Raw genomic sequence first — 18,217 nt, 5'->3', positions numbered from 1 at the left:
CTGCTAGACAGTGAGACGCTTGCGGCCCTTGGCGCGGCGACGGGCGAGCACGGCACGACCACCCTTGGTGGCCATACGGGCACGGAAGCCATGGGTCTTGGCACGCTTACGCTTATTAGGCTGATACGTACGCTTCATCTTAAGTTCCTCCTGCTGCATTTCGAGTGTCCGCGAGGGCGCGGACGCAGATATAGACACGTGAGCTTGAAGATTGTAGGGAAATCAATGTTCAAATGTCAAGAAATCAAAGGTAAAAGGTTGCGCAGTTCACACGGTTCCGCCATAAGCCGGATGTGTTTTTGAGTATGACTCCAACTTTTCACGATATTTCACCGAGTTTTCAACAGGTCATGTTGCCAATGTTGAGAACTTTTCGCCCATTTTCCAAAGTTTTCAACATGTTTTGAAAACTTGTCGAAAGATGAGAAACATTGCGCGGTGAGCTACTATTTATCCGAAACCTTTTGAAAGATTGCGAGCGGCATGTCTGACGACTTTTACACCATGGTCGATTCCGGTGACCCGGCACCCGACAACGAGCACATCAACGGCGTACGCGAAGAGCGCAAAGAGGGCGAGCAGACATCGAAACAGACACCGAAAACCATGTATGCGGCGCGCATCGCCGTCTATGACGACATGCTTTCGACCCCGCGCGTGATCGTCATCGAGCCGCAAGACATCCGCACGTATCTGGAAGAGACGACTAACACCGTCTACCAGTGCATGAAAGAGCAGGGCGGACACATCTCACTCATGGTTATCCGCGAGATTGTCGAAAACTTTATCCACGCCCACTTTGCCGAGCCCATTATCTCGATCCTGGACGGCGGGGAAACTATCCGCTTTGCCGACCAAGGTCCGGGCATCGACGACAAAGAGCGCGCCTTCGACTTTGGCGTCACCAGCGCAAACAGCAAGATGAAGCGGTATATACGCGGCACCGGGGCAGGTTTTCCCATGGTGCAGGAATACCTGGAAAACGCCGGCGGGGCAGTCTCCATCGAAGATAACATGGGCAACGGCACCGTCGTCACGGTGAGCCTCGATCCCAAGCGCGTGCAGGAAATTGAGCGCGCGGGAGGGCGCGGGGCAGCCGTGCGCCCCGAGGCCCAGGGGTCGGAATACCCACTGCCGGGAGCATTTCCACAGCAAGCAATGATGACTCCGCAGCAAACCGTGGCCGCGTCCCCACTACAACGGCCCATGGTTTCGCAGCAGATGCATCAACCCGGCATGCCGCCCATGCAGGACCCCCAGCCCGCGGGACAGACGACAACTCAAGGCTCGGCAGAGTCCATGGTCCCGGCCGATTCGGATGCAGCCGCGATGCAGCAGGTGACGGGCATGCAAGGAGCTCGGCAGATGGGCTTCCAACCGTACCCGCAGGCATATCCGGGACAATATATGCCGCAGCAGGGATACTCCCAGCAATATATGCAGCAGTATCCCCAGGGCTATCAGCAGCCGTATCAGCAGATGCCGCAGCCGTACAATCCCTGGGCCCAGCAGATGCCGCCGCAGCCATACCAACAGTGGCCGCAAAGTTTTCAACAGCCGATGCCAACCATGCAGAGTTCTCAACAACCAGCAGCTCAAATGATGTATCCTAATGCGGCGAATCAATACGCACAGCCGCAACCGGACGTATTTGTGAGCGAGCGCGGCAACGCGGCGCTGGGATATCTGGCTCAAAACCAAGAGTGCGGCGCCACCGACCTGGCGCGAGCATTTGGAAACTCCGCGCCCACGTGGTCACGCACACTCAATGACTTGGCGCAGGCCGGCTTGGTAATCAAACACGGCCAGAAATACCATCTGACCGAACTCGGCAGCGCTCGCATGCGTGCCCAAAGTTAAGGAACGGGAGAGACAGTGGACGAGGAAGCAAGCATCATCCTGGAGGATGCCATCGCCTTTTGCCAGCGCGACGGCCAAGATGCACGCCTCATCAACATGTTGGGGCAATCGCGTGCCGTGAGCTTGACCGAGGACACCTTGACCATCGAGGCACCGTCGCGCTTTGCCATTGCGCAGCTCAAAAAGCACCAGCCGACTATCGAGCACTACCTAGAAGAGATTGCCTTTGCGCCGATCGCGCTCAACATCGTGGCCCCGCAGGGTCCCACGACAGGCGCCACAGGGGCGGCACCCGTCACTCCCCCTTTGACGACCGTCGCCCCCGTGGCGGCTCCGGAGACCAATGCGAGCGATGTTTCCCGTGAAACCATGCCCCACGCAACAGCCGTGCCGGTAGCAACCGCTCCCAGTGTTTCGCACATGCCCGTCGCGCACGACGCGACGCCGGGCGAAGAACCGGGCGTCGCGATCAAAAACACGCTGTCGGCCGACGATTTCCGCCGCATGATGAATCAGATGAAGGGCGTGGCACCCGCCAAGAGCGCAAAACCAGTCTCGACATCGCCTGTGAGCGTGCCTGCGGCTGCGGCGCCGGGCGAGCAGAACGCCGATGGCGCGCCCCTCGTGGCCAACTCAAAATTCACCTTCGAAAACTTTGTCTACGGCCCCGAAAACAGCCACGCCTATCGTTCGGCGCTTAAATTCGCCGCACTCGCAGACGAACGCGGTACTTGCACATCCCTGTTCATCTATGGCAAATCGGGCTTGGGCAAGACCCACCTGCTGCTCGCCATCAAAAACGAGCTCGCCGAGAAGTCGCCCGAGATCAAAGTGAAATACGCCAACTCACAGGCATACATCGATGATCTGATGACAGAATTCGACCGCCAAAAGAAGAGTAACGCTCCCATCATGCAGGCATACCACGGCGTGGACGTGCTCATCATCGATGACATCCAAAACATCATCGGCAAGCGCGCGAGCGTGGATTACTTTTTCCAGCTCATGGACGAGTTTATCCGCAACAACAAGAAGGTCGTGATTGCCGCAGACCGTGCGCCCAAGGACCTGAACATGGACGAGCGCCTGACCAGCCGCTTTAACGCCGGCATGCTCTGCTTGGTAGCAGAGCCCAGCTACGAGATGAAGTACAAGATTCTGCAGCGCTATTACGAGAACACGATCGCGGCGGTGCCCGAGGCGGGCGACGACTCGCTGCTGGCGGTCTACGGTGGCGACAGCGGACATCTAACTGACGAGCACTTTAAACACATGGCGGAGGTATCGGGCACCAACATCCGTGAGCTCGAGAGCTTCTGCGAGCGCTGCGCCGGGGAGGCGGGCGACCGCGAGCGCGAGGGTAGCGAGCTGAGCTTCGACGACATCGATGCCATCGCCAGCCAGTACTTCGACACGTCGGCCAAAAAGATCAACGTGCAGACAGTTCAGTCTGTTATCGAGGAGCAGTACGGCGTGACGCATGAGGAGCTCATTGGTCCGCGCCGCAATGCCAATATCGCCAAGGCGCGCCATATCGCCATCTACCTAGCGATCGAGATGTGCGAGATGACAACCACCGCCGTGGGTGCGGAGTTTGGCAACCGCAACCACTCGACCGTCAGCACGAGCTACAAAAAAGTCCAGAAGATGATCCAGGAAGACCGGACCGTGACCGAGGACCTCAAATCGCTACGAGACAAAATTACACTGCGCTCGTAGGGAAATAGGCACACCTGTTGAAAACTTGTCGAAACCGCGGGCATAAGGTGTCTAAAACCCAGCCCGCTCCGATGAAAAGTTTTGCGCAGGTTTTGAACGTGGAAAACGACCCCTGTTGCACACAGGGAACTGTCGATTCTCTTTTTGGGTTTGACCTGCATGTTTGGGAGTAATCAACAGTTTCGTCAGTACTATTACTATTATTAAGATATTTATATCTATAGAAAGGTATTAAAAGATGAAGTTCACCGTCAGCCAGAGCTCGCTTACGCAAGCAATCGGCGTCGTCATGAAGGGTGTCGCTTCGGCATCCACCCTCCCTATTCTGTCGGGCGTGCTCATCAAGGCACAAGACGGCATCTTGGAATTCCAGACCTCTAACTACACTATCTCGATTCGTCACCGCATCGCGGCACATGTGGAAGAGGAAGGTGAGATGGTAATCCCCTGCAAGATGCTCTCCAACATCACCAAGACCCTTCCCGATGCCCCAGTTACCTTTGAGCTTTCGGAGCGCCAGGTGCTGATCGGTTGCGAGAAGAGTTCCTTCCGCCTGAATACGCTCGATGCCAACGATTTCCCCGAGTTCCCGGCCTATGCCATCGAGAGCGCCGTTGAGCTCCCGACCGACATTCTGTCCGAGATGGTCAGCCGCGTGTGGCGCGTCACCTCGACCGACAAGGCCCGCCCCATCCTGGGCGGTGTGCATATGAGAGTCGAAAACAACACCGTGCGCCTGGTGGCGACCGACTCCTTCCGTCTGGCCGTGTGCGATACGCAGGTGGAGACCTCGACGCTCGAGGGCTCCTTTGAGCTCAACGTGCCGGCCGATGCCTTCAACGACGCCCTGAGCATCATGGCGAGCCAGGCGACCATTATGATCGGTGCCACCGACACCCAGGTTGTCTTTGAAGCCGGCAACACCACCTACGTGTCGCGCCGCATAGAGGGTGTGTATCCCAACTACAAGCAGCTCATCCCCGATTCGTGCGTAACGAGCGTCAAGATCGACGTGGCGGCTTTTAATGCCGCCCTCAAGCGCGTGGCGGTCATCGCGAGCGCCAACCCCGCCGTCAAGTTTGAGATCGATGTCGAGAACGGCCAGATGGGCCTGTCCTCCATCTCCAATGACCAGGATCTGGCGCAGGAGACGATCGATGTCGAGGCTGAGGGCGAGTCGGGTACCATTGCCTTTAACTACCACTACATCTTTGGCTGTCTCAACGCCCTGTCCAAGGAGAAGGAGATCACGCTGGAGCTCAAGAGCTACTCGCAGGCCGGCATCTTTAAGTCCTACGACAAGATCAACTATCTGTACCTGGTCATGCCGGTGCGCATCTAGCGGCGCCCTATGGCCATGTTCGCCCGCGATCTTTCCGTCGCGCGCTACCGCAGCTTCGATAGCTATCGCCTGGAACTGAGCGATGGCGTGACGGTGCTCGCGGGGCCCAACGCGGCGGGAAAGACCAACCTCATAGAGGCGCTGCAGCTGCTAACGAGCGGCACCTCGTTTAGGCATTCCACTGCCGTCGAGCTTGTGCACGACGGCACGGGTTTGTGCAAGGCCGAGCTTAGGCTCGAGGGCGATGGCCGCGTGCTGGACATGGGCCTATGCGTGGAGGACGGTAAGCGTTCGTTTAGCCGCAACGGCAAGCGATGTGCCGCCTCTGGTGTGCGCGGCGTGCTGCCGAGTGTTTTGTTCTGCCCCGATCATCTGGATATGGTTAAGCGCGGTGCCAGCGTGCGTCGCGCCGCGCTCGACGACTTTGGTGTGCAGCTGAGCGCCCGCTATGCCGATCTGGCAAGCGCCTACGGCCGCTGCGTGACGCAGCGCAACGCCCTGCTCAAAGAGACATGGTGCTGCCGTGAGATGCTCGGTGCGTGGAATGAGTCGATTGCCCGCGCCGGATCGGCCCTGCTGGTGCACCGCTTAGCCTTGCTCGATCGCTTGGATGCCCACGTGCGCAATGCCTACGGGCTGGTTGCGTCCGGGGAGGAGGCCGATGTGGCCTATGCGTCCACGTTGGGGGAGCTGCCCCAGACCGATGACCGCGAGGAGCTGAGGGGCTGGGCATACGAGCACATGCTCGCGGCGCTCGACGAGCGCGCCGACGAGGAAATCCGCCGCGGCGTGACACTCGTGGGTCCGCACCGCGACGAGATTGAGTTTTCGGTCGCCGGCCGCTCGGCTCGCTCGTTTGCCAGTCAGGGTCAGCAACGTACGTTGGTTCTGGCTTGGAAGGTGGCCGAGGTGGCCGTAGCCCGCGATATTCTGGGTACCGCCCCGCTGCTGCTTTTGGATGACGTGATGAGCGAGCTCGACGGCGATCGCCGCGCCGCTTTTTTGCAGCTGATCGGCGACGACATCCAGACAGTCATAACCACCACCAATTTGGGATACTTTACCGATGAGTTACTTGATCGAGCCAAGGTGGTGAGCATGGGTGAGGCATGCTAATTACGAGCGTGAGAACGGCACGGCTGCCTTCAGTGACTTTTTGGGTGCCGAGCGCCAGCGCATCTTGGCGTCGGCTACGCCCGAGCGTCGTGCGCAAATGGAGGCCGCCGAGGAATCGCGTACGGTCTACCGTGCTTGGAACGCGGTGTGCTCGGGCACGCGCGAGGGCCGGCACGTGACGGGGCTACGTTATCTTCCCGAGTCCAACGAGCTGCTGGTGTATCTCGATTCGCCCTCGTGGACACAGGAGATGACACTTTTGCGCGAGATAATCCGCGCACGCATGGAGCGTGCCGGCGCGCATGTGGATGGCCTGGTATTTAAGACGACCCGCCCCGGCCACACGCCGCCCGCGGCAAAAGAGCGCCTGCGCCCGGTCGCGCCCCCGCGCCCGCCCGCGCCGCATGCCGACCTGAATGAAGCCGCGCGCGCCGAGATCGAGCGCCAGGTGTCGCCCATCGAAGACCAAAAACTGCGTGAGGCCCTCCAGAACGCCATGAGGGCCAGTGCCGAGTGGGCCAAGGGCGTGCAGAGCAAAAAAGAGTCTTAAATCGCATCTGGTGGCCTTGTATAGGCAAATACCCTCGTCCCCGAGGGTATTTTTTACGATAAAATAGTAAGGCTATACAGATTTTCTTAACCGAAGGAGGACGTGTGGCAAACGAAAACGATTACGATGGCGGCGAAATTAAGATCCTCGAGGGTCTCGAAGCCGTCCGTAAGCGCCCGGGCATGTATATCGGCTCGACGAGCGCCAGCGGTCTGCACCACCTGGTGTGGGAGATCGTTGACAACTCCGTCGACGAGGCCATGGCCGGTTTCTGCACCGAGATTCAGGTGACGGTCCACGCCGACAACTCCATTACGGTCGTCGATAACGGGCGCGGCATCCCCGTCGACGAGCACCCTGTCAAAAAGATTCCGACGCTCGAGGTCGTCATGACGATCCTTCACGCCGGCGGTAAGTTCGATAACTCGGCCTATAAGGTTTCCGGCGGCCTGCACGGCGTGGGCATCTCCGTTGTCAACGCCCTGTCCAAGCGCGTGGTCGTGCAGGTGCGCCGCGACGGCAATATCTACGAGATGGAATTCTCTCGTGGCAAGACCGTCAAGAAGATGGAGGTCGTGGGCACCTCGGATTCGACGGGCACCACCGTCTCCTTCTGGCCCGACGACGAGATCTTCGAGACCTGCGTCTACGATTTCGATACACTGCACAATCGTCTGCAAGAGACGGCGTTTCTCAACAAGAACCTCAAGATCGTGCTGACTGACGAGCGTGAGGCGGCTCCCCGCGTGGAGGAGTTTTGCTACGAGGGCGGCATCATCGACTTCGTCAAGTTCCTCAACGACGGCAAGGACGTCCCCGAGGCCTTTAAGGAGCCCATCTACATTGAGGGCAAATCGGACCCGGATGCGCCCGTGGCCAAGATGGGCGAGGTCGAGGTGTCCCTGCAGTGGAACGCCGGTTATGGCGAGAACGTCATGTCATTTGCCAACGACATCTACACCCCCGAGGGCGGCATGCACCTCGAGGGCTTCCGCACCGCCCTCACCCGCGTGATTAACGATTACGCCCGCAAGCAGAACCTGCTTAAGGAGAAAGAGGCCAACCTGAGCGGTGACGACGTGCGCGAGGGTCTCTCGGCCGTCATCTCGGTCAAGCTGCCCGATCCGCAGTTTGAGGGCCAGACCAAGGCCAAGCTCGGTAGTTCCTACATGCGCGCGCTTACGCTCAAGATTGTGACCGACGGTCTTGCCGACTACCTTGAGGAGCACCCCAAGCCCGCCCGCGAGATCGTCAAGAAGGCGCAGCAGGCCTGCAAGGCCCGCAACGCCGCCCGCAAGGCGCGCGAGGCGACCCGTCGCAAGAGCCTGCTCGAGACGGCGTCGCTGCCCGGCAAACTTGCCGACTGCTCGGTGCGCGATGCCGAGCTGACCGAGCTCTTCATCGTAGAGGGAGACTCGGCAGGCGGTTCGGCCAAGGACGGCCGCCGCCGAGACATCCAGGCGATTCTGCCCCTGCGCGGCAAGATTCTGAACGTCGAGCGCGTGGGTGACCATCGTGCGTTCTCGAGCGACACCATCCAGTCGCTGATCACCGCGATCGGTTGCGGCGTCACGACGAGCGCCGGCGACGGCGGCGACTTCGATATCACCAAGGCGCGCTACCACAAGATCATCATCATGACCGATGCAGATGTCGACGGTGCGCATATCCGCATCCTGCTGCTGACGTTCTTCTACAAGTACATGCGTCCGCTGATCGATGCCGGCTATGTCTATGTTGCCTGCCCGCCCATCTTTGGCATTAAGGTGCGCAACAAGATCCACTACGTGTATCCCAACGGCCGACAGCCCGAAGACGAGATTCTGCGCGACACCATTCAGAGCCTGGGCCTGAACCCCGACGACAACGACGAGGACGGCAAGGCCAAGGATGGCAAGATCACCAAGAAGCGCAAGGGCTATACCGTCCAGCGCTACAAGGGCCTGGGTGAGATGGACCCCAAGCAGCTTGCCTCGACGACGATGGACCCCAAGACCCGCATTTTGCAGCGCGTGACGATCGAGGATGCCGTGGTGGCGGACCGTGCCGTACGCGAGCTCATGGGTTCCGAGGTGGGCTATCGCCGCGAGTACATTGAAAAACACGCGCATGATGCACGCTTCTTAGATGCCTAACCTGTTCGGCTTTCCCAGCCACCGCACCTTCGCCCTCAATCGTCGGTCGCGTACCCAAGTACGCTTCCCTCCTCTTTCGGGCGAATCTGCGGCACCTGGAAAAGCCGTCTCCGTGGTAGGGAACTAATGGACCACGCAAACCATGAGGAGGTAACGTGGCAGACGATATCAACAACAACGAGGGTGTGGACGAGGCCGGCGACGCCGGTATGCCCGATGATCTGAAGCGCCTGCTCGCCCGCGCCGAGCAGGGCGAGGACGGCGATCCGGATTCCTACAACCCCGATGTCGAGGATGAAGAGGAAGAGGATGACGACGCCGAGCTCGAGGAGAGCTTTGGCGCGGTCGATCGCGGCGCCTCGGCCGGCGAGGACATCAACGGCGGCCAGCTCCAGATTTCGGAGTTTGGCCGCGAGATGAAGCAGTCGTTTATCGAGTACTCGATGTCGGTCATTACGGCACGCGCCCTGCCGGACGTGCGCGACGGCTTAAAGCCGGTGCACCGCCGCATCCTGTACGCCATGAACGAGAGCGGCATCTACCCCAACCGCCCGCACAAGAAGTCGGCCTGGACGGTCGGCGAAGTTATCGGTAAGTACCATCCCCACGGCGACTCCGCGGTCTATGAGACCATGGTTCGTCTGGCGCAGTGGTTCTCCATGCGCACGCCGCTTATCGACGGCCACGGCAACTTTGGCAACATCGACGGCGACGGTGCCGCAGCTATGCGTTACACCGAGAGCCGTCTGGCAAAGCCCGCCATGGAGCTGCTCCGCGACCTGCAGAAGGATACCGTCGACTGGCAGCCCAACTACGACGAGTCGCTCGCCGAGCCCGTGGTACTGCCCGCACGCTTCCCCAACCTGCTGGTTAACGGCAGCCAAGGCATCGCTGTAGGCATGGCCACCAATATCGCCCCGCATAATCTCACCGAGGCGATCGAGGCCACCTGCTACCTGATCGACAACCCCGACGCCACCGTCGACGAGCTCATGCAGATTATGCCCGGCCCGGACTTTCCCACCGGTGCCATCATCATGGGTAGCGCCGGCATTAGGCAGAGCTACGAGACCGGCCGCGGTTCCATCACCGTGCGTGCCAAGGCCCATGTGGAGTCCACCAAGACCGGCCGCAGCCGCCTGGTCTTTACCGAGATTCCCTACATGGTCAACAAGGGCACCCTGCAGGAGAAAATCGCCCAGCTCGTAAACGACAAGCGCATCGAGGGCATCTCGGACATGCGCGACGAGTCCAACCAAAAGGGCATCCGTCTGGTCATTGAGCTCAAGAAGGGCGTTATCCCGCAGGTCGTACTTAACAACCTGTATAAGTACACCTCGCTGCAGACCACCTTTGGTGCCAACAATCTGGCGCTCGTCAATGGCGTTCCCAAATGCCTGAGCCTGCGCGAGATGCTGCAGCACTACATTGACCACCAGGTCGACGTAGTCACCCGCCGCACCCACTTTGACCTTAAAAAGGCCCAGGCCCGTGCACATATCCTTGAGGGCTACCTTATGGCCCTCGACCATATCGACGAGGTCATTAGCATCATCCGCTCCTCGCAGACCGATGACGAGGCCAGCAGCCGCCTGATTGAGCGTTTTGGCTTTACGCCCGAGCAGACCACGGCCATCCTCGAGATGAAGCTGCGTCGCCTGACCGGCCTGGAGCGGGACAAGATCCAGGAAGAGCTGGACGGCCTGCGCCGTGCTATCGCCTACTACGAGGACCTGCTGACGCACGAGGAGAAGATTCTGGGCGTCATCAAGGAAGAGATGCGCGAGATCTCCAAGAAGTTTGGCGACAAGCGCCGCACCGAGATCAGCCAGGTCGAGAAGGATCTGGACGTCGAGGACCTCATCGCCGACGAGGACATGGTCGTGACGATCACCCACACCGGCTATGTGAAGCGTATCCCGGTGGCCGCTTACCGCGCCCAGAAGCGCGGCGGCAAGGGCGTGTCGGGCGTCAACCTTAAAGAGGACGACGTTATCGACGAGATGTTTATCGCGTCCACCCACGAGTATGTGCTGTTCTTCTCGAGCAAGGGCAAGGTCTACCGTCTGAAGGTGCACGAGCTGCCGGTTGGTACGCGCCAGGCGCGCGGCACCGCAATCGTCAACCTGCTTCCCTTTGAGGAGGGCGAGAAGATCGCGAGCGTCATTAGCTGTCGTGAGTTCCCCGCCGATGAGTACCTGATGTTTGCCACCAAGAACGGCATGGTCAAGAAGACCGTGATGAGCGCCTATGATCGCAGCCGCCGCGATGGCCTAATTGCTATCAACCTGAGGGACGACGACGCGCTGCTCGCCGTGCGCCGCGTGCGCGAGGGCGACAAGATCATCATGGCCACCACTGCGGGCAAGGCGATCATGTTCCCCGAGGACCAGGTTCGCGCTACCGGCCGCGACACCAGCGGTGTCCGCGGCATTGGCATGAAGGACGGCGCGAGTGTCTTGGGCATGGAGGTCACCAACGGCGAGGGCGACCTGTTTGTCATTACCGAGTGCGGCTACGGCAAGCGCACGCCGGTCTCGGATTATCCGGAGCAAAACCGCGGCGGCCAGGGTGTCTACACCATCCAGATGACCGAGCGCAAGGGCAACCTTGCGGCCATGAAGGCGGTCGGCCCGCAGCACGAGCTGTTTATCGTGACGGAGGGCGCGACGGTCATTCGCGTCAAGACCGACGAGATCAGCCAGACCGGTCGAACCACGCAGGGTGTCAAGATGATGACCGTCGACGACAACGACCGCGTATGCGCTGTGGCCCGTATGGATGCCACCAAGGAGAAGGACGCCGAGGGCGAGGATACGGCGGAGCCTACGGAAGACATTGTTGAGCCTATGCCCGAGGCATAAAAGAGCTTCTGACGCGGGGCATATAAGCCAAGATCGGGGCCGGGTGCAGTTCGAATGGACTGTGCCCGGCCCTTTTGTATCTCGTTAAAGAAAAAGCCCGCCCCCAGTGATGAACTGCGCCCCAAATCTTGGACGCCCTAAATAGCGACTAGGCCGCAAGGGCCTGATTCCGGAACTCCTCCGGGGTCAGGCCCTTCAATCTTACCTGCCTCCGGCTCGTGTTCCAGTGGACTATGTATTCCTCCAGGTCGCGTTTGAAATCCTCGAACGTCTTCCACTCGCGGCCCCTGTAGAACTCGTCCTTGACGTGGCCGAAGAGCTGCTCGGTGGCGGCATTGTCGATGCAGTTCGCCTTCCTGGACATGCTCTGGACGATGCCGGCGGCCTCGAGCCTGGATGTGTACGAGGCGTGCTGGTACTGCCAGCCCCGGTCCGAGTGCATGGTCGGGGCGGCGCCCTCGGGGATCTTGGGCAGCAGCTCGTCGAGCATCCTCGCCTGCTGGGCCATGTCGGGCGTGGTCGATATGTCGCTCGCCACGATCTCCTTGGTGCAGAAGTCCAGCGTCGGGGCCCAGTAGGCCTTACCGCCAGCCACCTTGAACTCGGTGACGTCCGTCCCCAGCTTCTGCCACGGGGCCCCGGCGTCGAAATCCCTCGCGATCACGTTCTCGAACGTTCTGCCGACGACGCCCCTGTACGAGTTGTACCTGTGGTAGGCCGTCTCGCGTCTGATCCCGCAGCGAATCCCCATCTCGCGCATCATCTTGAGCACGGTCTGGTTGGCTATCACGGCCCCCTCTTCCGCCCTGAGGCACATCGCTATCTGCCGGTGCCCGCAGCCGTTGGCGGTGCGCGAGAAGATCTCGGCGGCCGCCTCCCGGAGCTCGGGGCGCGTGGGCCTCGGCGGGTGCGCGAGGGCGTAGTAGTAGGTCGACCTCTTGAGCTCGGCGCATGCGAGCAGGTGCCCGAGTGCGTGCCCCTCGGCGCTCAGGGCCGCGACCGCTTCGGCCTTCGCCCTGGTCAGAGTCCGTCCCTCTCGACCAGGGCGCGTAATTTTTTTAGGTAGGCCACCCCGCCCTCGAGCCTGCGGCACCGCTCCTCGAGCTCCTCCTCGCGGGTCCGCGGCCTCGCCCTGGAACCGCTCGGCCGGCCCTTGGGCCTCGGGCGCAGGGCCTCCGCGCCGCCCCGGCGGTATAGCGCGTACCACTTCTTGAGCGGCGACATCGACATTATGCCGAACGCCGCCATCGCCTCGGTCTTCGTCATGCCGCCGTCGACGACGGCGGAGGCGGCGGCGACCTTCTGCTCGTATGTGTACCTGCCCTGCTTTCCGTCCATGCTCAGAGCACCTCGCTCCCGAACGCGCGGTATATCTCCTGCCATCTTCTCACGGCTTCCGCGGGAAGCGAAAGGGCAATCGCGGCAGATTTATACCCGTGCCCGAGCTCGAAGAGCCCTATGGCCGCCTTCCTGGCCTCGATGTCGTGCTTCACCCTCAAGTCGACGCGCATAAAGAAAGCCTCCCATTTCTCATGTCCAAGAAATGGGAGGCAGTTCATGACTGGAGGCGGGCTGTCTGCCTGCGATGCGGGTCTTTACATGCCCTCTGCTGCGAAGCGGCGTGCGAGGGCTTCCTGATGGTTTGCGTGCTGCAGGGCGACGTCTTTGGCGACGACGCCCTGTTTGACGACGTTGAACAGGGCCTGGTCCATGGTCTGCATGCCATACGCGCCGCCCGCAGCAATGACGGAATCGATCTGGTGGGACTTCTCTTCGCGGATTAGGTTGCGGATGGCGGTGTTCATGAGCATGACCTCGAACACCGGCGTGACGCCGCCGTCGACGGTGGGCACCAAACGCTGGCTCACGATGGCCTGGAGCACCATGGAGAGCTGGATACGGATCTGGCGCTGCTGGTTGGGCGGGAAGGCGTCGAGGATGCGCTCGACGGTGTCGGCCGCGCTGGTGGTGTGGAGCGTCGAGAGCACGAGCTGTGCCATTTCGGCGGCGGAAACGGCGGTGCTGATGGTATCGGGGTCACGCATCTCGCCCAGCAGGATTACATCGGGGCTCTCGCGCATGGCGGAGCGCAGTGCCTCGGCATAGGTGGCGATATCCATGGGGATCTCGCGCTGCGTGATGATGCAGTTGCCGTGACGGTGCACGTACTCGATGGGGTCCTCCATGGTGATGATGTGGCCCGAGCGCGTGTGGTTCATACGGTCGAGGATGCAGGCGAGGGTGGTCGACTTGCCCGAACCGGCGGCGCCGGTGACAAGAACCATGCCGCGGTTGAGGTTTGCGAGGCTGAGAACCGTCTCGGGGATCTGCATCTTGCGGGCATCGGGTAGGCCAAAGGGGATGACACGGATCACGGCGCCGAAGGAGCCGCGCTGGCGGAAAATGTTCACACGGAACCGTCCCACGCCGGCCACGGAGAAACTGAAGTCATCGTCGTGGTTGACGTTGCCATGGAACAGCTCGAAATCGCGCTCGGCGATTCTGTAGATGGCACGCACGGCGGCCTCGGTGTCTGCCGGCTTGAGTGCGGGCGAGTCACTGCGCACGTGGATGCCGCTCTTGGAGTAGGACAGGGGCAGCCCGGCGATAATGAAGACGTCGGACGCCTTGGCGTCGATCATCTGCTGAAGCAGTTCATTGAGTTGCATGGAGCTTCTCCTTGTCGCTAGTTGGATGAGCCGTTGCCGGACCAGAGGCCCTGCTGCTCGGACTCGTGGGTACTGGTTACTTTCCATTGCGTGATGGAGTAGGTGAGGTTGTCGCTCACCGTGACACGTGCGTCGAGGCGGTGCCCGTCGCTATCGCTTACGGTGAGCACGATGTCGGCGTCCTGGGCGGAGATGTCGACGGTGAGGTTCTTGTCCTTGCAGGTCGCGACCGCATCGGCCGCGATACTGCTGCCGACCGCCTCGATGTCCGCAGCGGCGGTCGAGGCGTTGCCCGTCGCGCCCTTGAGGTGCTCGTCGATGCCAGCGAGCGCAGCCTGACCGCAGCTCTCGAGCTCATAGGTGCCCGTGACGGATGCCGACTGGCGGCGCGACATGGCGTCTGCCGCGTTTGATGTGGTCACGCAAAGCATCGCCAATACGGCGAGCAGAAGCACGGATATGAGTGTGAGCAGGCTGATCGGTCCTATACGGACGCTCTTTGCGTTTTGTGCCGCCATCTACCTCGCCTCGCTCACGTAGCGCTGGGTGTCGAGCTCGTAGGCCTTCCCCGCATCGTCCGAGACGGTGATGTGAGCGTGCCAGAGCGTGCCGGCCTCGCGCTTATCCTTGGTAACCTTGGTCTTCACGGTAAAGCCGTCGCTCGTGCCATTGGCGATGCCGAGTCCTGTGCTCTCGCCGCCTTCGACGGCGGCGGGGTCGGCCGAGAACTCCTCGGCCGCGTTCTCGGCGACCGAGACGGCGCGACAGAGGCGGGAAGACGAGGCCGCGGTCTGGGTCGAGGCGGCGAAGAGCTGCGTGAACACCGCCATCGAAGCGACCAGCACCGCGAGCAGCGCGAGCGCCTCGATGATATAGGCCGTCGTTGCGCGCATGCGCCCGGACGGCGCGGAGCCGTTGTTTGCTGCCATGCTACTCGGCCTCCTCAAGATAGCGGAGGGCGACCTCGCAGGTGCCTTGGTCGGTGGTGACGGAGAGAAGCCCGTGCGAATAGGAGAACGAGAACGTCTTGGACGCCGTGACCTCGCTCGCCTTCTGAGGCGTATAGGCCGTGCCCGCGGGGCTGTATTCCTGCACCACGTGACCGTGGTAGAGGTAGAGACGCGTCTCGAACGTGCCGGTGTCGAGTGTCTCGACGATCACGAGCGCACGACCCTCGGGACCCTCACTCGTGGCGATGGCGCCCTTGGCATCGTTTGCGCGCACGATGTTCGAGATGAGTTCGAGCCCCTCGCGCCGTGCGACATTTTGTTCCTGGATGCCGCTGATGTTGCGGTAGACGGTGACGCCGGCGATCAGTGCGCCCAGCAGTGCCACAAAGAAGACACCCAGAAGGAGGACGGGGAATGCTCCCTGCGCCCGCGTACGTTTCTCGCTGCGCGCCGTAATCTGCGGCAGCCGCGACAGCGCCTCTACGCGGGAGAGGTTGTGATCGATATCGTTTGTGCTCATCGCGGTGTCACCACCACACTGGGCATCACGTTGCCGGCAAACCACTCGTAGGACACGACGTAGTCGTCTTCGTTGATGGTGAGGCCGTACTTCTGCTCAAGGTATTCGAGCGACGAGGGATAGCTGCCCTCGATTGCACAGCATTGTTTGGCGGCCACGAGCACGGAATCGCGCAGCGCCACGGCGCCCTGCTCGCGCGCGTTGGCGCGCACGGCGGAGAAGATCCCAAACGCCGCTGTCGCCAGCGCCACCACGAGCGCCACGACCGCGATCCTGCGGTTTCGGCGGCGCCTGATGTCTTTATCTGTCAATTCGTGGAACATAGCAGGCCGTCCGGTTATGCGATAGAGCCCATGATGCCGATAAGCGGCAGCATGACGGCGATCAGCGTGGCGCCCACGGCCACGGTCAGGAAAGCGGCGAGCGCGGGCTCGACGCGGTCGACGACGGCGTCGATCTGGGCGGTGGCGTCGTCAAAGAACGTCTCGGCGAGCGAAGCCAACACATCGTCAGCCGATCCTGCGTGCATCCCGACGGTGAGCATGCGGGCGTAGATGGGCTCGAAGATTTCGTGTTCGCTGATGGCCTGGGCCATGCTGCGGGGGTTTTGGATGTCCGCCATAGACGCGCCCGCGGCCTCGAGCTTTTTCTTGAGTTTGGGGTGGTCGACAGTTGCGGTGGCGCGCTCCATGGCGACTTCGTCCTGCACGCCCGAGGCCACAAAAGCGGCGAGCGCGTTGGTGAAGTGCGAGAGCGCCAGCTGGTACATGGTGCGCTTGGTCACGGGAACCTTTTCGAGCAGCTTGACCACGCGAATGCGGCCACTCTCGGTATACGTGAGTACCGAGAGGCAAAGCGCCGCGGCGGCGGCGACGAGCACCACAACGAGCGCGACCCAGCCGATGATGGCCGAGGCGCTCACCATCGAGAACGAGCCCGAGGTGAGCGAACCCGAGAGGTTGGCGTAAGCGCTGCTGAACGTGGGCTGGATGAGGATCACGGTGAAGGCGAGGATGCACTCCATGATCACGAGCAGGGCCGCCGGGTAACCCACGGCGCTGCGGAGCTTTGCGAACGTACGATCCTCGCTGTCGTAGTAATGTCCGAGGCTGCGGAGTGCACGCTCGGTGCGGCCTGAGACCTCGCCGATCTTCACCATCTCGATGGCATACGGCGGAAACGCCCCCGTACTCTCCATGGCACCGGCGAGACCCTCACCGGCGATGAGCTGGGTGTAGACCTTGTCGCAGACCGTTTTGAACGGCGATGCCTCGCGGTTCTCGACCAACATGTGCACGGCCTCGTCGACCTGGATGCCGGCCGCGAGCATGGTGGCCACGCTGTCGCAGAACGCGCTGATGGCGCTGCTTTCCAAGAGCTGATCGGCCATTTACTCTCCTGACGTTGCTAGATGGATGTTGTCAGTAAACATATCGGTCGGTATATTCCTTTCCGTCTCCCACGTTTTTATCGTCACCGCTCGCCGCGAAGGTGAGGTCCACGCGCGACCACGTTTTGGGCTCCACATCGAACGGCGCACTCTTCCACGTGCCATCGATATAGACCATGATCCAGGCGTGGTAAATACCGTCGGGCGAGACGTTGCCCGTGACGATTTTGGTGGGGATGCCGAGTGCTCGCAGCATAGCGGCACCCAGGCTCGCGTAGTCAAAGCAGACGCCCTTCTTGGTCTTGAGCGTCGAGTCGGGGTCGGGGATGTAGCCCGTGGCGTCTTTGAGCTGCGATGCCTTGGCGTCATCGTAGGAGATGTTCTCTACGATCCAGTTGCAAACGTCCTCGATGGCCTCGGCCTGCGTTTTTGCTTTCTTGGCGAGCTTGCGCGCTTGGGCGGTGGAGGCGCTTGCGTCGTCGAAGTCGCAGTAGATGTTGGGGCGGAGGAACGGTTCGAACTCGCTCGAGAGCTCGACGCTCGCTTGGGCGCTGAAAAGCTCCACGTAGTTTTCACCCGAGGTGTTCTGCATGATGCGAAAGCTGTATGGCCCGTCGCCCAGGCTCAGAGGGCACACAATGGGGGTGCCGTCCTGTGGAAGGTCGTAGATCATGGTGGCGTCGCCACAGGCGATCAGAAACTTGAGCCGGCTCGACGCCTGCGCGCTCGCACCCACGTAGCCGGATGCAACGGACGAGGTGTCGATGGCACATGTCCCCGAGGTTTCAGCGGCATTGGCGTCGAAGGTCGCCGTTGCCACGTGCTCGGGCATGCTGAACGCCGTGCCCGATACCTCATCTGAGATGGAGCCGCAGCCTGCAAGGTGGGTCGCGGCAAGGACCAGGGCAGCCGCGGCGAGGGCGACCTTCGTAAGGAAAGGGCTGTCGAAACTCAAGAACTTCATCGGTCTGAGTATAGCCCCTCCAGAGGGCTCATAACTGCAGCGCCAGACCGTTTGGGCGACAATCGGCGCCCGTCGCAACGATTGAATTAAGCGAGACTTAATGGTTCGTGAAAATGGGTTGATTTCGGTGCCGAATAT

At 61.2% G+C, this 18,217-nt stretch carries 18 protein-coding genes; 7 read left to right on the top strand and 11 right to left on the bottom strand.

Annotation, left to right across the window (positions count from 1 at the left end; translation table 11 throughout):
- Positions 1–3: 3 nt before the first annotated feature.
- Positions 4–138 (bottom strand): 50S ribosomal protein L34, encoded by a 135-nt coding sequence (gene rpmH, locus ACTNBY_RS02835; protein WP_019127408.1) that lies wholly within the window; start codon positions 136–138, stop codon positions 4–6.
- Positions 139–483: 345 nt separating this feature from the next.
- On the opposite strand from rpmH, the gene ACTNBY_RS02830 reads away from it, so the two are divergent.
- The 7 genes from ACTNBY_RS02830 (at position 484) to gyrA (ending at position 11,586) form a co-directional block, all read left to right on the top strand.
- Positions 484–1,860 carry an ATP-binding protein gene (locus ACTNBY_RS02830; RefSeq protein ID WP_441063281.1) on the top strand — a complete coding sequence of 459 codons (1,377 nt, stop codon included), beginning with the start codon at positions 484–486 and terminating at the stop codon, positions 1,858–1,860.
- 15 nt (positions 1,861–1,875) lie between these two features.
- A complete protein-coding gene (locus ACTNBY_RS02825) occupies positions 1,876–3,579 on the top strand; it encodes a DnaA ATPase domain-containing protein (RefSeq protein WP_441063280.1) in 1,704 nt (567 codons plus the stop codon).
- Between the two features lie 238 nt (positions 3,580–3,817).
- Positions 3,818–4,921: a DNA polymerase III subunit beta gene (dnaN, locus tag ACTNBY_RS02820; protein ID WP_427748154.1), complete on the top strand. Its 1,104-nt coding sequence runs from the start codon at positions 3,818–3,820 to the stop codon at positions 4,919–4,921.
- 9 nt (positions 4,922–4,930) lie between these two features.
- Positions 4,931–6,037, top strand: a complete 1,107-nt coding sequence (gene recF, locus ACTNBY_RS02815; protein ID WP_441063278.1) for a DNA replication/repair protein RecF — start codon at positions 4,931–4,933, stop codon at positions 6,035–6,037.
- On the top strand, positions 6,024–6,587 hold the full coding sequence (locus tag ACTNBY_RS02810) for a DciA family protein (protein ID WP_441063276.1): 564 nt from the start codon (positions 6,024–6,026) through the stop codon (positions 6,585–6,587). Before recF ends, ACTNBY_RS02810 begins: the two co-directional genes overlap by 14 nt.
- A 104-nt stretch (positions 6,588–6,691) precedes the next feature.
- Positions 6,692–8,722 (top strand): DNA topoisomerase (ATP-hydrolyzing) subunit B, encoded by a 2,031-nt coding sequence (gyrB, locus tag ACTNBY_RS02805; RefSeq protein WP_427717924.1) that lies wholly within the window; start codon positions 6,692–6,694, stop codon positions 8,720–8,722.
- Positions 8,723–8,931: 209 nt separating this feature from the next.
- Positions 8,932–11,586, top strand: a complete 2,655-nt coding sequence (gene gyrA / locus ACTNBY_RS02800; protein WP_441063300.1) for a DNA gyrase subunit A — start codon at positions 8,932–8,934, stop codon at positions 11,584–11,586.
- Positions 11,587–11,734: 148 nt separating this feature from the next.
- Here the strand turns inward: gyrA and ACTNBY_RS02795 are convergent, their stop codons facing one another.
- From ACTNBY_RS02795 to ACTNBY_RS02750, 10 genes are all read right to left on the bottom strand, one after another.
- Positions 11,735–12,679: an IS3 family transposase gene (locus ACTNBY_RS02795; RefSeq protein ID WP_441063274.1), complete on the bottom strand. Its 945-nt coding sequence runs from the start codon at positions 12,677–12,679 to the stop codon at positions 11,735–11,737.
- A complete protein-coding gene (locus tag ACTNBY_RS02790; RefSeq protein ID WP_441063273.1) occupies positions 12,607–12,924 on the bottom strand; it encodes a helix-turn-helix domain-containing protein in 318 nt (105 codons plus the stop codon). The genes ACTNBY_RS02795 and ACTNBY_RS02790 overlap by 73 nt, the downstream gene beginning before the upstream one ends.
- Before the next feature lie 2 nt (positions 12,925–12,926).
- On the bottom strand, positions 12,927–13,097 hold the full coding sequence (locus ACTNBY_RS02785) for a hypothetical protein (protein ID WP_441063272.1): 171 nt from the start codon (positions 13,095–13,097) through the stop codon (positions 12,927–12,929).
- Positions 13,098–13,181: 84 nt separating this feature from the next.
- Positions 13,182–14,255, bottom strand: a complete 1,074-nt coding sequence (locus ACTNBY_RS02780) for a type IV pilus twitching motility protein PilT (protein WP_441063269.1) — start codon at positions 14,253–14,255, stop codon at positions 13,182–13,184.
- 17 nt (positions 14,256–14,272) lie between these two features.
- Entirely contained in the window at positions 14,273–14,773 is a 501-nt protein-coding gene (locus tag ACTNBY_RS02775; protein WP_441063268.1) for a hypothetical protein, read from the bottom strand.
- Positions 14,774–15,184: a hypothetical protein gene (locus tag ACTNBY_RS02770; RefSeq protein WP_441063266.1), complete on the bottom strand. Its 411-nt coding sequence runs from the start codon at positions 15,182–15,184 to the stop codon at positions 14,774–14,776.
- A 1-nt stretch (position 15,185) separates the two neighbouring features.
- Positions 15,186–15,725, bottom strand: a complete 540-nt coding sequence (locus ACTNBY_RS02765) for a DUF4860 domain-containing protein (RefSeq protein ID WP_441063264.1) — start codon at positions 15,723–15,725, stop codon at positions 15,186–15,188.
- Positions 15,722–15,988, bottom strand: coding sequence for a hypothetical protein (locus ACTNBY_RS02760; RefSeq protein WP_441063262.1), 267 nt, complete (start codon positions 15,986–15,988; stop codon positions 15,722–15,724). The genes ACTNBY_RS02765 and ACTNBY_RS02760 overlap by 4 nt, the downstream gene beginning before the upstream one ends.
- A 74-nt stretch (positions 15,989–16,062) precedes the next feature.
- Positions 16,063–17,115, bottom strand: coding sequence for a type II secretion system F family protein (locus tag ACTNBY_RS02755; RefSeq protein WP_441063261.1), 1,053 nt, complete (start codon positions 17,113–17,115; stop codon positions 16,063–16,065).
- A 31-nt stretch (positions 17,116–17,146) separates the two neighbouring features.
- Positions 17,147–18,079 carry a transglutaminase-like domain-containing protein gene (locus tag ACTNBY_RS02750; protein WP_441063260.1) on the bottom strand — a complete coding sequence of 311 codons (933 nt, stop codon included), beginning with the start codon at positions 18,077–18,079 and terminating at the stop codon, positions 17,147–17,149.
- Positions 18,080–18,217 lie beyond the last annotated feature (138 nt).

The sequence above is a fragment of the Collinsella sp. HCP28S3_E12 genome (assembly GCF_052065595.1).
Taxonomy (GTDB): domain Bacteria; phylum Actinomycetota; class Coriobacteriia; order Coriobacteriales; family Coriobacteriaceae; genus Collinsella.
This window is presented reverse-complemented; position numbering and strand designations above follow the sequence as displayed.

Excerpts from the sequence above, each read along its gene's own strand:
- rpmH (WP_019127408.1), bottom strand. The coding sequence starts at position 138 with ATGAAGCGTACGTATCAGCCTAATAAGCGTAAGCGTGCCAAGACCCAT.
- ACTNBY_RS02830 (WP_441063281.1), top strand. The coding sequence starts at position 484 with ATGTCTGACGACTTTTACACCATGGTCGATTCCGGTGACCCGGCACCC.
- dnaN (WP_427748154.1), top strand. The coding sequence starts at position 3,818 with ATGAAGTTCACCGTCAGCCAGAGCTCGCTTACGCAAGCAATCGGCGTC.
- recF (WP_441063278.1), top strand. The coding sequence starts at position 4,931 with ATGGCCATGTTCGCCCGCGATCTTTCCGTCGCGCGCTACCGCAGCTTC.
- gyrA (WP_441063300.1), top strand. The coding sequence starts at position 8,932 with ATGCCCGATGATCTGAAGCGCCTGCTCGCCCGCGCCGAGCAGGGCGAG.
- ACTNBY_RS02790 (WP_441063273.1), bottom strand. The coding sequence starts at position 12,924 with ATGGACGGAAAGCAGGGCAGGTACACATACGAGCAGAAGGTCGCCGCC.
- ACTNBY_RS02785 (WP_441063272.1), bottom strand. The coding sequence starts at position 13,097 with ATGCGCGTCGACTTGAGGGTGAAGCACGACATCGAGGCCAGGAAGGCG.
- ACTNBY_RS02780 (WP_441063269.1), bottom strand. The coding sequence starts at position 14,255 with ATGCAACTCAATGAACTGCTTCAGCAGATGATCGACGCCAAGGCGTCC.
- ACTNBY_RS02775 (WP_441063268.1), bottom strand. The coding sequence starts at position 14,773 with ATGGCGGCACAAAACGCAAAGAGCGTCCGTATAGGACCGATCAGCCTG.
- ACTNBY_RS02770 (WP_441063266.1), bottom strand. The coding sequence starts at position 15,184 with ATGGCAGCAAACAACGGCTCCGCGCCGTCCGGGCGCATGCGCGCAACG.
- ACTNBY_RS02765 (WP_441063264.1), bottom strand. The coding sequence starts at position 15,725 with ATGAGCACAAACGATATCGATCACAACCTCTCCCGCGTAGAGGCGCTG.
- ACTNBY_RS02755 (WP_441063261.1), bottom strand. The coding sequence starts at position 17,115 with ATGGCCGATCAGCTCTTGGAAAGCAGCGCCATCAGCGCGTTCTGCGAC.
- ACTNBY_RS02750 (WP_441063260.1), bottom strand. The coding sequence starts at position 18,079 with ATGAAGTTCTTGAGTTTCGACAGCCCTTTCCTTACGAAGGTCGCCCTC.